This is a genomic window from Streptomyces yongxingensis, assembly GCF_055597465.1.
The window spans coordinates 3,550,516-3,563,287 of record NZ_CM145717.1; the positions used below are offsets into that span (position 1 = coordinate 3,550,516).

Below are 12,772 nucleotides of genomic sequence, written 5' to 3' on the forward strand. Positions count from 1 at the left end.
CTGCTCAGAAGTCGAAGCCGAGTTGGCCTTCGTCCTCCAGCCCGACCGGTTCGGATGTGCTGCGGAACCGCTTCAGGTGCCGCCAGCGGGGCAGCCCGTCCATATAGGCCCAGGACAGCCGGTGGTGGGGCGTGGGCCCCAGTTCCCGCAGGGCGGCGCGGTGCGTGGGGGACGGATATCCGGCGTTGTCCCCGAAGCAGAAGTCCGTGTGCTCGGCTCCCAGTTCGGCCATCATCGCATCCCGGCGGACCTTGGCGATCACCGAGGCGGCGGCGACGGACACACAGGACTGATCGCCCTTGATGACCGTACGAACCGTCCAGGGACCGCCGAGGTAGTCGTACTTCCCGTCCAGGATCACCGCGTCCGGCCGGACCGGCAGCGCGTCCAGCGCACGCGTGGCGGCGAGCCGGAGGGCGGCCGTCATCCCCAGGTCGTCGATCTCCTCGGGAGAGGAGTGACCCAGGGCGTGTGCGGTGACCCACGAGTCCAACTCCTGGGCCAGGGCCGTGCGCTTCTTGGGACTCAGCAGCTTGGAGTCGGTGAGCCCGGTCGGCGGACGACGCAGACCGGTGACCGCCGCGCAGACCGTCACCGGACCGGCCCATGCCCCGCGCCCGACCTCGTCGATACCGACGACGATCTTGGCTCCCGTCGTGGCGCGGAGCGAGCGCTCGACACTGTGAGTGGGCGGTTCATAGGCCATGGCGAGGACAACCTTACGCCGCTCTTACCTGCGTTCGGAACCCGGATCCCCGGCAGTGATCACCGGCCGCCCCCGGCGGTCGCCGCCCTGGTGGATCCGGTGGCCGTTTCCGCCCAACACGACGCGATGCCCGGCAGGTTCGACGGGTGGGGCAAACCGGACGGCGCACCGCATCACGCCCACGCGGAGGGTCAGTCGGCGCCCGCCGGGACCCACTCCGGCAGCGCCTCGGTGCGGTCCAGCCAGTCGGCGGGCGGCGCACCGGTGGCCTCGGACGCGACCACTCCCCCGACGATGGCGCAGGTGGTGTCCACATCGCCACCGGCCGAGGCCGTCCTCCAGAACGCCTCCTCGAAGGAGCCCAAGTGGCGGGCGGCCGCCCAGAGGGCGAACGGCACGGTGTCATGGGCGCTGGTGCGGCGGCCGCAGCCGAGCACCGCGGCGACGGTCCCGGCGTCCGCGTAGTCGAGCATGTCGCGGGCGCGGCGCAGCCCCGCCCGGACGGCGCTGCGCGGCACCACCTCGACCACCCGGTCCAGCAGCTCCCCGGGCCCTCCGTGGCCCGCCGGATCGGCCACCAGCGCCGCGGCCGCGGCCACCGCCATGGCTCCCGCCACCGCCTCGCGGTGCTGATGCGTGGTGTACGCCGAGATCTCCGCCTGATGCGTGGCCTGCTCCACATCGCCCGCGTACCAGGCGCCCAGCGGAGCGATCCGCATGGCGGCGCCGTTGCCCCACGACCCCTGCCCCTGGAACAGTCCGGCGGCCAGGTCACGCCAGTCGCCGCCCTCCCTGATCAGGCGGAGCATCCGGTTCACGGCGGGGCCGTAGCCCCGGTCGAAATCATGGTGGTCGGCGAAGGACCGGGCGAGATCGTCCTGGTCGATCCGGCCGTGAGCCACCAGGACGGCCAGGATCGAACAGGCCATCTCGGTGTCGTCGGTCCACTGCCAGGGGGTGGGCGGCAGCTCGCGACGCTTGAGGTAGGGATAGTTGGCGGGGACGAAGAACTGGGAGCCGAGGGCGTCGCCCACGGCCAGCCCGCGCAGGCTCCGCAGAGCCCGGTGGAAACGGTCAGCGGTCATCGCTGCGCACTCTAACCGGTGTGGCCGTAGGGCTTGGGGGTGCACCAGCGCTCGAAGGGCCGGTCGAGGTGGTAGCGCCCGTCGGAGCCGAGCAGCAGGGTCCGCATCTCGCCGTTGCCGGGGTTCGACAGCGACTCGAATTCGGCGACGTTCCAGTGCAGCCACCGCATGCAGAACAGCCGCATGGTCAGCCCATGGGTCACCAGCAGGACATTCGGCGGATGGGCCGGGTCCTCGAAGCTGCGCCACAGGCTTTCCAGGAAGGCGTCCACCCGGTCATAGACATCGGCGCCCGACTCACCCTGTGCGAACCGGTAGAAGAAGTGCCCGTAGGCGTCGCGGTACGCCATTTGTTTCCGCACGTCCTCGCGGTCCTGCCAGTTCCCCCAGTCCTGCTCTCGCAGCCGCGGCTCCTCCCTGACCCGGGTGCGGGAGGGGTCGAGATCGAGCAGCTTCAGGGTCTGGTGGGTGCGGCGGTACGGCGACACATAGATCGACACGCGCTCGTCGCCGAAGGTGGCGCGCAGCCGCTCGCCCGCCTCCTCCGCCTGCCGGCGCCCGGTCTCGGTCAGTCTCAGGGCATGGTCGGGCACCCTTTCGTACACCGAGTCATCGACATTCCCCTCTGATTCTCCGTGCCGTAGGAGGACGATGCGCCGGGGTCGTGCCATGGCGCCACCCTAGATCGAGGCCGTGGCCGGCGCCTCGCTCCCCTCCTCGGCCATGGGCCGGCCTCCTCGTATCTCGCGGCGCCGCCCGGTGAAGCGGCTGCGCAGCAGCCGGTCGTGCGAGACCACCACCAGCGCCCCGGTCCACTGGGCCAGCGCCTCCTCCAGCTCCTCCACCAGGCCGAGGGCGAGATGGTTGGTCGGCTCGTCGAGCAGCAGCAGATCGGCGGGGCGGGCCAGCAGCCGGGCGAGCGCCAGCCGGCGGCGCTGGCCCGCGGAGAGCGACCCCACCGGGACGTGGAGGGCATCCGGGCGGAAGAGCCCGTACGACAGCAGCAGGTCGGCCTGCTCCTCCGGTGTCCCCGGCAGCCCCCGGCCGAAGGCCGACAGCAGCCGCTCCCGGGGCCGGGCAACCGGTATCTCCTGAGCGAGGTAGCCGATCCTGCCCCGGCGGACCACCCGACCGGCCTCCGGTTTCTCCACCCCGGCCATGACCCGCAGCAGCGTGGATTTGCCCGCGCCGTTGGCACCGTGGACGAGCAGTCTCTCTCCGGCCGCCACCGTGAGCCGGTCGACCGCCAGCCGCTCCCCCACCCGGACGTCGTGGAGGTCGACGAGCAGACCGTCCGCCGTGCCCGCGGCCGGGAGCGCCGAGAACCGCAGCGGCTCCGGCGGGCGCGGCACCGGGTCCTCCTGGAGTCTGCGCAGCCTCTCCCGCGCGTTCCGCACCCTGCTGGACACCGAGGACTGCACACGCCCCCGGTCCCGGTCGTAGGCCATCTTGTTGCCGTCCTTCATGCCGCGACCCGGGGCGACCCGCCGGGCGACGGTGGTGGCGGCCTCGGCGAGCGCGGCCGTCTCCGCGCACCACTCCTCGTACGCCTGCTCCCAGCGGCGACGCGCGGCGGTCTGCTCGGCGACGAATCCGCCGTACCCCCCGCCGTACCGCACCAGGGTGCGCCGATCGGCGTCCACCTCGACGATCGCGGTCGCCACCCGCTCCAGGAAGACCCGGTCGTGGGAGACCGCGAGGACGGTGCCCGGATGCGCCCGGAGCGCCTCCTCCAGCCAGCCGAGCGCCGCGCCGTCGAGGTGGTTCGTCGGCTCGTCCAGCAGCATCACCTCGGGGGCGGCCGCGATCAGACAGGCGAGCCCGAGCCGCGCCTGCTCACCGCCCGACAGACTGCCGAGCCGCCGCTCGTACCCGATGCCGCCGAGCCCCAGGCCGTGCAGGGCCTTCTCCACCCGGGCATCCGCCTCATAGCCACCGCGGGCCTCGAACGCGGTGAGCAGATCGCCGTACGCGGCGAGCACGTCGGGGGCGCCGCCGCCGAGATCCGCCTCCAGCTCACGCAGCCCGCGCTCCATGGCGCGCACCTCGGCGAGGGCGGTGTCCACCGCGTCGCGCACCGTGTGGTCAGGCGGCAGCTCGGGGGTCTGGCCGAGGTGGCCGACGCCGCCGTCGGCCACCGTCACCACGGCGCCGTCGTCCGGTGATTCGCGTCCGGCCAGCAGCCGCAGCAGGGTGGACTTACCGGCTCCGTTCTCCCCCACGACGCCGATCCGCTCCCCCGGCCGCACCGCGAAGGACACGTCGTCGAGCAGCAGCCGGTCGCCCCGGGACAGCGTGACGCCTCGCAGCGAGATCTGAGTGGGCAAGGGCGCACCTCCGAGCACGCGAGCGGCCATCCGGACCGCACACTCCAAACACAACTGAAGTTGCGTTACCCTCAGCATGGCACAGCAAACCCACTAACACAACCGGAGTTGCACTTGTCCACAGAGAGCGCCGCCCCGACGCCGGGCACCGTGCGCCCCGGCGGGCGCACCGCGCGCACCCGCTCGGCGGTGCGCGACGCCGTGCTCACCGGCCTCGCCGAGCACGGCTATCCGGGTCTGACCGTGGAGTACGTCGCCGAGCGCTCCGGCGTCCACAAGACGACCGTTTACCGGCGCTGGGGCAGCGTCGAGGGGCTCGTGGCGGACGCGCTGGACCTGGCTGGAGAGGACGCCTGGACGCCGCCCGACACCGGAAGCCTGGAGGGCGATCTGCGCGCCCTCGCCCGCGAGGTGACCGAGACCTTCGGCAGCGCGCCGGCCGCCGCCGCGCCGACCGCCTTCATCGCGGCCGCTTTCCAGTCCGAGCGCGCGGCGCAGGCGCTGCGCGACTTCTACACCGAGCGCTTCGCGCGCTGCGAATCCGTGGTGCGGAGGGCCGTCGACCGAGGTGAGGCCCCCTCCGGCACCGACGCCGCGGCGGTCGTACGCGCCGTCTCCGCGCCCTTGTTCTTCCGGGCGCTCATCACCCGCGAGCCCATCGACACCCCGCTCGCCGACCAGACGGCGGCCGCTGTCGCCGCCGCGGTCCGGGCCGGGGCGTATCTTCCCGCCCGCCGCTGATCAGGAAGAGCGCCCCTTGACCGGCAGAGGGCTCCGCCTCACACCGTCCAGGCGGACTCGACCCGTACGACATCGCCGGCGATCGCCGCCACATCCGCTTCCGTCTGCGCGCGCAGGCCGAGCCGCTCGACCCGCTCCACGCGGTACTTCCCGTGCTCGGCCGCCGAGTCCCACATCGACAACACCAGGAACTCGCTCCCCGGCGCCTCCCCGAACACCCCGCGCAGCATCCCGGGCGAACCGGCCATGGCCGGATTCCACACCTTCTCCTGCACCAGCGTGAAGTGATCCACCCGGTCGGGGCGCACCCGGCAGTGCGCGACGCGCACCACGTCCGCGTCGGAGAACCGCGGCTCGAAGCCGACCTTCACATCGAATCGGTGCTCGAACAGCCGGACTTGCATATCCCGGTACGTGCCCGACTGCGAGGCCGCCAGCCGGTCGTGCGAGCGCGCCATGAAGGAGTCGTAGAACGCCCGGCTCTCCCAGAACGAGAAGACATGCGCCACGTTCGGCCGCCCCCGGCTCCAGCCACCGCCCTGCCCCCGGAATCCCGGTTCGCCGGGCAACCCCGCCCACTTCCGCTGCCCCCGCTCGAAACCCGGGCGGTCCACCACGGTGCAGCGAATCCACTTGACCAGCACCGCGCCATCCTACGGCCGTACGGTGGCCCTCATCACATACCGGAGAGTCCGCCCCCGGTTCGGCATCGCGTCATACGGCGCCGGGGACAACGGCGGCGGGGCGCGGACCCGAAGGCCCGCGCCCCGCCTGGGATGTCATCCCCTCGGATGTCATCCGCAAGGTCTCACGATCAGCTGCAGCCGCTCGTCGAACCGCAGCCCTCGCACAGGTAGCAGCTGCCCGCACGGCGCATCTTGGTGCCGCAGGAGAAGCAGAGCGGCGCGTCCGCGTTCAGCCCCAGCTGGATCTCGACCAGTTCGGTCGAGCTGTGGGCCTCCTTCGCCGGCTCGGACCCGGCCCGCGACTGCGACGACGGCCCACTGCTCTTCGGGGCAGCCACATGGCGCGGCGCCGACTGGGCCAGGCCCTCGACGTCCACCTCGTCGTCGGCGGCCTCGTAGGAACCGGTCTCCAGGTGGCGCTGGCGCTCCTCGGCGGAGTGGATGCCGAGCGCCGAGCGGGTCTCGAAGGGCAGGAAGTCCAGCGCCAGCCGGCGGAAGATGTAGTCGACGATCGACTGCGCCATCCGCACGTCCGGGTCGTCCGTCATACCGGCCGGCTCGAAGCGCATGTTGGTGAACTTCGAGACGTAGGTCTCCAGCGGCACGCCGTACTGCAGGCCGACCGACACGGCGATCGAGAAGGCGTCCATCATGCCCGCCAGGGTCGAGCCCTGCTTGGACATCTTCAGGAAGACCTCACCGAGACCGTCGTCCGGGTAGGAGTTGGCGGTCATGTAGCCCTCGGCGCCGCCCACCGTGAAGGAGGTGGTGATGCCGGGACGGCCCTTGGGGAGGCGCCTGCGGACCGGGCGGTACTCGACGACCTTCTCGACCTCGGGCTCGGCCTGCTCCTTCTCCTCCTTCTTCTTGGCGGAGAGCGGCTGGCCGACCTTGCAGTTGTCGCGGTAGATCGCCAGTGCCTTGATACCGAGCTTCCAGCCCTCGAAGTAGATCTCCTCGATCTCCTCGACGGTGGCCGACTCCGGCATGTTGACCGTCTTGGAGATCGCGCCGGACAGGAACGGCTGGGCGGCCGCCATCATCCGCACATGGCCCATCGGCGAAATGGAACGCTCGCCCATCGCGCAGTCGAAGACCTCGTAGTGCTCGGGCTTCAGCCCCGGCGCGTCGATCACATTGCCGTGCTCGGCGATGTGGGCCACGATCGCCTCGATCTGCTCCTGCTGGTAGCCGAGCCGCTTGAGCGCCTTGGGGACCGTGTTGTTCACGATCTGCATGGAGCCGCCGCCGACCAGCTTCTTGAACTTGACCAGGGCCAGGTCCGGCTCGACGCCCGTGGTGTCGCAGTCCATCATCAGGCCGATGGTGCCGGTCGGCGCGAGCACCGACGCCTGGGCGTTGCGGTAGCCGCTCTTCTCGCCGAGGCGCAGCACGTCCTGCCATGCCTCGGTGGCCGCAGCCCAGACCGGGGTGTCCAGGTCGTCCATGCGCTTGGCGGCGGCGTTGGCGTCCGAGTGCTGCTTCATGACGCGCTTGTGGGCGTCCGCGTTCCGGGCGTAGCCGTCGTACGGGCCGACCACGGCGGCGAGCTCCGCGGAGCGCTTGTACGAGGTGCCGGTCATCAGGGAGGTGATGGCTCCGGCCAGGGCCCGGCCGCCGTCGCTGTCGTAGGCGTGGCCGGTGGCCATCAGAAGGGCGCCCAGGTTGGCGTAGCCGATGCCCAGCTGGCGGAAGGCGCGGGTGGTCTCGCCGATCTTCTCGGTCGGGAAGTCCGCGAAGCAGATGGAGATGTCCATCGCGGTGATGACCAGCTCGACGACCTTGGCGAAGCGCTCGGCGTCGAAGCGCTGGTTGCCCGCGTCGTCGTCCTGGAGGAACTTCATCAGGTTGAGCGAGGCGAGGTTGCACGAGGAGTTGTCCAGGTGCATGTACTCGCTGCACGGGTTGGAGGCGGTGATCCGGCCCGATTCCGGCGAGGTGTGCCAGTGGTTGATGGTGTCGTCGTACTGGATGCCAGGGTCGGCGCAGGCCCAGGCGGCCTCGGCCATCTTGCGGAAGAGGGCCTTGGCGTCGACCTCCTCGATGGGCTCACCGGTCAGCCGGCTGCGCAGCCCGAACGACGAGCCGGACTCCACCGCCTTCATGAACGTGTCGTTCACGCGGACGGAGTTGTTGGCGTTCTGGTACTGGACGGACGTGATGTCGTCGCCGCCCAGGTCCATGTCGAAGCCCGCGTCGCGCAGGGCGCGGATCTTCTCCTCCTCCTTGACCTTGGTCTCGATGAACGCCTCGACGTCCGGATGATCGACGTCGAGCACGACCATCTTGGCCGCGCGGCGGGTGGCGCCGCCCGACTTGATCGTTCCGGCGGAGGCGTCGGCGCCGCGCATGAAGGAGACGGGACCGGAGGCGTTGCCTCCCGAGGAGAGGAGCTCCTTGGAGGAACGGATGCGGGAGAGGTTCAGGCCGGCGCCTGAGCCGCCCTTGAAGATCATCCCCTCTTCCTTGTACCAGTCCAGGATCGACTCCATGGAGTCGTCCACGGAGAGGATGAAGCAGGCGCTGACCTGCTGCGGCTGCTTGGTGCCGACGTTGAACCAGACAGGCGAGTTGAAGCTGAAGACCTGGTGCAGCAGCGCGTAGGTGAGCTCGTGATCGAAGATCTCGGCGTCCGCGGGCGAGGCGAAGTAGCCATTGTCCTCACCGGCCTTGCGGTAGGTGCGCACCACGCGGTCGATGAGCTGCTTGAGGCTCGCCTCGCGGTCCGGGGAGCCCACCGCACCACGGAAGTACTTGCTTGTGACGATGTTGACCGCGTTCACCGACCAGAAGTCGGGGAACTCCACGCCGCGCTGCTCGAAGTTGACCGAACCGTCGCGCCAGTTGGTCATGACGACGTCACGGCGCTCCCAAACCACCTCGTCGTACGGATGCACGCCGGGGGTGGTGTGAATGCGCTCGATGCGCAGACCCTTGTTCGCCTTGCTGCCCTTGGAGCGGGAGCCTCGTGCCGGGCCGCTCGTCGTCTCTGTCATTCCGCCTCCCTGTACGGGCGAAAACGCCCTGATGTGCCCATTTCTTCCCCGGGCACGGTGTGTCTGTCTTTCACCCGGACGCGCAAGCGCGCCGGGCGGGTGTGTGGGCCGCCGGTCAGTCGGCGGCGATGGCCGGCGCGGGGGCCTCCGCGGCCCCTTCGGCGCCGGGCCCGCGATCGTGCGCGGGAGGCCGTTGCTGGTCACGCAGCTCCGCCACGGCGGCCTCGAAGTCCTCGAGGGAGTCGAAGGCGCGGTAGACGGAGGCGAAGCGGAGGTAGGCGACGAGGTCGAGCTTCTGGAGCGGGCCGAGTATGGCGAGCCCGACGTCATGGGTGGACAGCTCGGCGCTGCCGGTGGCCCGGACCGCCTCCTCCACCTGCTGACCGAGCTTGGCGAGGGCGTCCTCGGTGACCGGACGGCCCTGGCACGCCTTGCGAACCCCCGAGATGACCTTGTCGCGGCTGAAGGGCTCGGTGACCCCGCTCCGCTTGATCACCATGAGTGACGCGGTCTCGACGGTCGTGAAGCGACGCGAGCAGTCGGGGCACTGGCGGCGCCTGCGGATCGAGCAGCCGTCATCCGTGGTACGGCTGTCGACGACGCGACTGTCGGGGTGCCTGCAGAAGGGGCAGTGCATGACTCCGATCCCTCCCTCACCCTCAAAAACGGCGCATGACTGAACATGCCTGAACATGCCTGATGAGCCCCGTGCGGGCCGTAAGGCCCTCCGAGGCGGCCACAAGCATAGGCCAAAAATCTGTCGACGGATTCACCAGGGACCACAACCTGTGGGTGGCTTGCATCCATCAAACCACTAGATCTGGTGTCCGGCACTCAACCGAGCCGGATGGCGTGTCACGGGTCGGGAGCAGGCACGAGACTACGCGACCCCCGTGCGTCCCGGATTCACAGGGGTCGGGATGCAAGACTGGGGCCGCCGCACGACGACCGGACCAAACGGCCTATACACCCAACCCTGTGATCACGTCAGTCCATCTGCGAAATTTCACTCGAACGTGTGTTTGGCGCAACCTTTCGAAAGCAACTACCGTTGTCCAACTAGGGAGAACATCTCGAGAGGGGCCGTCGTGACCACCACCGCAGAGAGCGCAACCGTTACCGCCCAGGAGCGCTCCCAGAGCCGACTCGAACAGACACACGCGATGAACCAGACCCACCCGATGAACGACGACACCACGACCCCGGAGGGGCAGAAGCCCGCGCGCTCGCTACCAGGGCGACCTCCAGGCATCCGGGCGGACAGCTCGGGGCTGACCGACCGGCAGCGGCGCGTCATCGAGGTCATCCGCGACTCTGTGCAGCGGCGTGGCTACCCGCCGTCCATGCGGGAGATCGGCCAGGCGGTGGGCCTCTCCAGCACCTCGTCCGTCGCCCATCAGCTGATGGCTCTGGAGCGGAAGGGCTTTCTGCGGCGCGACCCCCATCGGCCCCGGGCCTACGAGGTCCGAGGCTCCGACCAGCCCAGCACCCAGCCCCCGGACACCACCGGCAAGCCCGCCGCCTCCTATGTACCGCTGGTCGGCCGGATCGCGGCCGGTGGCCCGATCCTCGCCGAGGAGTCGGTCGAGGATGTCTTCCCGCTCCCCCGGCAGCTGGTCGGCGACGGTGAGCTCTTCGTGCTGAAGGTGGTCGGCGACTCCATGATCGAGGCCGCCATCTGTGACGGCGACTGGGTGACGGTGCGCCGCCAGCCCGTCGCGGAGAACGGCGACATCGTCGCCGCCATGCTCGACGGTGAGGCCACGGTGAAGCGTTTCAAGCGTGAGGACGGCCATGTGTGGCTGCTTCCGCACAACGCGGCCTACCAGCCGATCCCCGGCGACGAGGCCACCATTCTGGGCAAGGTGGTCGCAGTGCTGCGGCGCGTCTGAGCGCGCCGGATCGAGGTGCGCCCTTAGCGTGCCCCACGACCGGGCCCCGGGACCACTGCGCCGGTTCCGGGGCCCTGCTGTGCCTGGCGACCGTCGGGCCCCGTCAGTCGGGCCCTGTCAGTCGGGCCCTGTCATATGAGGCGACCGCGCCCCCGCTAGGACTCCTGGGCCTTGGCCGCCGCATCGATGGCGGCCAGCGAGCGGCGCACCTGGTTGCGGTCGGTGGTGTACCAGAATTCCGGCATGGACTTGCGGAGGAACGAGCCGTAGCGGGCCCGCTCGACCCGCGGATCCAGGACGGCGACGATGCCCCGGTCGCCCGAAGCCCGGACCAGCCGGCCCGCGCCCTGAGCCATCAGCAGCGCCGCATGGGTCGCGGCGACGGCCATGAAGCCATTGCCCCCGGCCTCCTCCACCGCCTTCTGGCGGGCACTCATCAGAGGGTCGTCGGGACGGGGGAAGGGCACCCGGTCCATCACCACCAACTGACAGCTGGGCCCCGGCACATCGACGCCCTGCCAGAGGGACAGCGTGCCGAACAGGCAGGTCCTGGCGTCGGCGGCGAAGGAACGGATCAGCTCGCCCAGCGTCTCCTCACCCTGGAGGAGGATGGGCACGTCCAGACGCCCACGCAGCTCCTCGGCGGCCGCCTGGGCGGCGCGCATGGACGAGAACAGCCCGAGCGTGCGACCGCCCGCGGCCTCGACCAGCTCGGCGAGCTCATCGAGCATGTCGGCGCGGCTGCCCTCGCGGCCGGGCTGGGCGAGATGCTTGGCGACGTAGAGGATCCCCTGCTTGGAGTAGTCGAAGGGCGAGCCGACGTCGAGACCCTGCCAGCGCGGCGCGGCCTCCTCGCCGCCCTCCGGATCCTGCGGGCTCTCGGGGGCGAGACCGAGTGAGGCCGCCACCCCGTTGAAGTCCCCGCCCAGCTTGAGCGTGGCGGAGGTGAGGACGACGGACCGGTCCTCGAACAACTTCTCGCGCAGCAGCCCCGACACCGAGAGCGGGGCGACATGCAGCGAGGCGCCGAAGCGGTCGTGCCGCTCGTACCAGACCACGTCGTACTCGGAGGCTTCGACGATCCGCTCGGCCACCTGGTGGATGTTCTCCACGGCGCCCAGCGCCTGCTTGCGGACCGCGTCCTCGTCCTTGACCGAGGCGTCCCGTGTAGCGCCGAGCGCCGAGATCACCGTGCGGGCCGCGTCGCGCAGCGCCATCAGCACATAGCCGAGGTCCTCGGGGATCTTCTCGAGGCGGCCGGGCAGGGCGAGCTCCATCAGCCGCTCGAAGCCCTCCGAGGCGGTCTGGAGGGCATCCGCCGCCTGTTCGTTGACCAGCTTCGCGGCACGCCGCACGGCACGGTTGACCTGGCCCGGGGTGAGCTCTCCGCTGGCGACGCCGGTGACCCGGGAGACCAGCTCGTGGGCCTCGTCGACGATCAGCACCTCATGGCTGGGCAGCACGGGGGCGCCCTCGATGGCGTCGATGGCGAGCAGCGCGTGATTGGTGACGACGACATCGGCGAGCTTGGCCCGCTCACGGGCGGCCTCGGCGAAGCACTCCGCGCCGTAGGCGCACTTGGACGCGCCGAGGCACTCCCGGGAGGTGACCGATACCTGGGACCAGGCACGGTCCGAGACACCGGGGGTCAGATCGTCCCGGTCGCCCGTCTCGGTGTCGTCCGACCAGTCGCGCAACCGCAGCAGGTCCTTGCCGAGCTTGCTGGTGGGCGCGGCGGCCTCGAACGGGTCGAAGAGCCCGGCCTCATCGGCGTCCTCCTGCGGTACGCCCTCGTGGAGCCGGTGCAGGCACAGATAGTTGGAGCGGCCCTTGAGCATGGCGAACTCGGGGCGGCGGCGCAGCAGCGGGTGCAGCGCCTCCACGGTGCGGGGGAGGTCGCGCTCGACGAGCTGCCGCTGCAGGGCGAGGGTCGCCGTGGCGACGACGACACGCTCGCCGTGGGCGAGGGCGGGCACCAGGTAGCCCAGGGACTTCCCGGTGCCGGTGCCCGCCTGGACCAGCAGGTGGGAGCTGTCGTCGATCGCCTCCGCCACCGCTTGGGCCATGGCGGTCTGGCCAGGGCGCTCGGTGCCGCCGACGGCGGTCACGGCGGCGTGCAGCAGATCTTCGAGTGGAGGCGAGGACGATTCAGTCATAGGGCTGCCAGCCTAAGGGGCGGCACCGACATCACTCCTGTCGGTGTGGTCGGTGACGGACGGTTTCGGCCGGGCGGGGTTCGGACGGATCTTCGCTTCGTGGCACGGGCGGATCCGCGCCGCGTGGGAACCGGGACCGGGCGAGCGGTGTATCAACAGTGGAATCTCGCATCGAGGCGGATG

10 protein-coding genes are annotated in these 12,772 nt (G+C 70.5%); 2 read left to right on the plus strand and 8 right to left on the minus strand.

The window, feature by feature from the left end; translation table 11 throughout:
- Positions 1 to 4: 4 nt before the first annotated feature.
- The 4 genes from ACZ6TD_RS14780 to abc-f form a co-directional block, all read right to left on the minus strand.
- Positions 5 to 706, minus strand: coding sequence for a ribonuclease HII (locus tag ACZ6TD_RS14780; RefSeq protein ID WP_137979865.1), 702 nt, complete (start codon positions 704 to 706; stop codon positions 5 to 7).
- A gap of 191 nt (positions 707 to 897) precedes the next feature.
- Entirely contained in the window at positions 898 to 1,791 is an 894-nt protein-coding gene (locus ACZ6TD_RS14785) for an ADP-ribosylglycohydrolase family protein (protein ID WP_471354232.1), read from the minus strand.
- A gap of 11 nt (positions 1,792 to 1,802) precedes the next feature.
- Positions 1,803 to 2,462 carry a histidine phosphatase family protein gene (locus tag ACZ6TD_RS14790; RefSeq protein ID WP_210949499.1) on the minus strand — a complete coding sequence of 220 codons (660 nt, stop codon included), beginning with the start codon at positions 2,460 to 2,462 and terminating at the stop codon, positions 1,803 to 1,805.
- A 9-nt stretch (positions 2,463 to 2,471) separates the two neighbouring features.
- On the minus strand, positions 2,472 to 4,118 hold the full coding sequence (abc-f, locus tag ACZ6TD_RS14795) for a ribosomal protection-like ABC-F family protein (RefSeq protein WP_471354234.1): 1,647 nt from the start codon (positions 4,116 to 4,118) through the stop codon (positions 2,472 to 2,474).
- Between the two features lie 114 nt (positions 4,119 to 4,232).
- Between abc-f and ACZ6TD_RS14800 the strand changes: the two genes are divergently transcribed.
- On the plus strand, positions 4,233 to 4,859 hold the full coding sequence (locus tag ACZ6TD_RS14800; RefSeq protein WP_471354236.1) for a TetR/AcrR family transcriptional regulator: 627 nt from the start codon (positions 4,233 to 4,235) through the stop codon (positions 4,857 to 4,859).
- A gap of 38 nt (positions 4,860 to 4,897) precedes the next feature.
- On the opposite strand, the gene ACZ6TD_RS14805 is transcribed toward ACZ6TD_RS14800, so the two are convergent.
- The 3 genes from ACZ6TD_RS14805 to nrdR all read right to left on the minus strand — a co-directional run bounded on the left by ACZ6TD_RS14805 (position 4,898) and on the right by nrdR (position 9,178).
- Positions 4,898 to 5,503, minus strand: a complete 606-nt coding sequence (locus tag ACZ6TD_RS14805) for a YdbC family protein (protein ID WP_471354238.1) — start codon at positions 5,501 to 5,503, stop codon at positions 4,898 to 4,900.
- Positions 5,504 to 5,673: 170 nt separating this feature from the next.
- Positions 5,674 to 8,541, minus strand: coding sequence for a vitamin B12-dependent ribonucleotide reductase (locus ACZ6TD_RS14810; RefSeq protein WP_471354239.1), 2,868 nt, complete (start codon positions 8,539 to 8,541; stop codon positions 5,674 to 5,676).
- Positions 8,542 to 8,656: 115 nt separating this feature from the next.
- Positions 8,657 to 9,178, minus strand: a complete 522-nt coding sequence (gene nrdR / locus ACZ6TD_RS14815; protein ID WP_020867993.1) for a transcriptional regulator NrdR — start codon at positions 9,176 to 9,178, stop codon at positions 8,657 to 8,659.
- A gap of 451 nt (positions 9,179 to 9,629) precedes the next feature.
- Here nrdR and lexA point away from each other — a divergent pair, with 451 nt between their 5' ends.
- A complete protein-coding gene (gene lexA, locus ACZ6TD_RS14820; protein ID WP_191066087.1) occupies positions 9,630 to 10,433 on the plus strand; it encodes a transcriptional repressor LexA in 804 nt (267 codons plus the stop codon).
- Between the two features lie 155 nt (positions 10,434 to 10,588).
- On the opposite strand, the gene ACZ6TD_RS14825 is transcribed toward lexA, so the two are convergent.
- Positions 10,589 to 12,589, minus strand: coding sequence for an ATP-dependent DNA helicase (locus ACZ6TD_RS14825; protein WP_471354242.1), 2,001 nt, complete (start codon positions 12,587 to 12,589; stop codon positions 10,589 to 10,591).
- Positions 12,590 to 12,772: the final 183 nt, after the last annotated feature.

What these genes read in the sequence shown, in the direction of transcription:
- ACZ6TD_RS14780 (WP_137979865.1), bottom strand. Translation starts at nt 706, where the DNA reads ATGGCCTATGAACCGCCCACTCACAGTGTCGAGCGCTCGCTCCGCGCC.
- ACZ6TD_RS14810 (WP_471354239.1), bottom strand. Translation starts at nt 8,541, where the DNA reads ATGACAGAGACGACGAGCGGCCCGGCACGAGGCTCCCGCTCCAAGGGC.
- ACZ6TD_RS14785 (WP_471354232.1), bottom strand. Translation starts at nt 1,791, where the DNA reads ATGACCGCTGACCGTTTCCACCGGGCTCTGCGGAGCCTGCGCGGGCTG.
- ACZ6TD_RS14790 (WP_210949499.1), bottom strand. Translation starts at nt 2,462, where the DNA reads ATGGCACGACCCCGGCGCATCGTCCTCCTACGGCACGGAGAATCAGAG.
- ACZ6TD_RS14825 (WP_471354242.1), bottom strand. Translation starts at nt 12,589, where the DNA reads ATGACTGAATCGTCCTCGCCTCCACTCGAAGATCTGCTGCACGCCGCC.
- nrdR (WP_020867993.1), bottom strand. Translation starts at nt 9,178, where the DNA reads ATGCACTGCCCCTTCTGCAGGCACCCCGACAGTCGCGTCGTCGACAGC.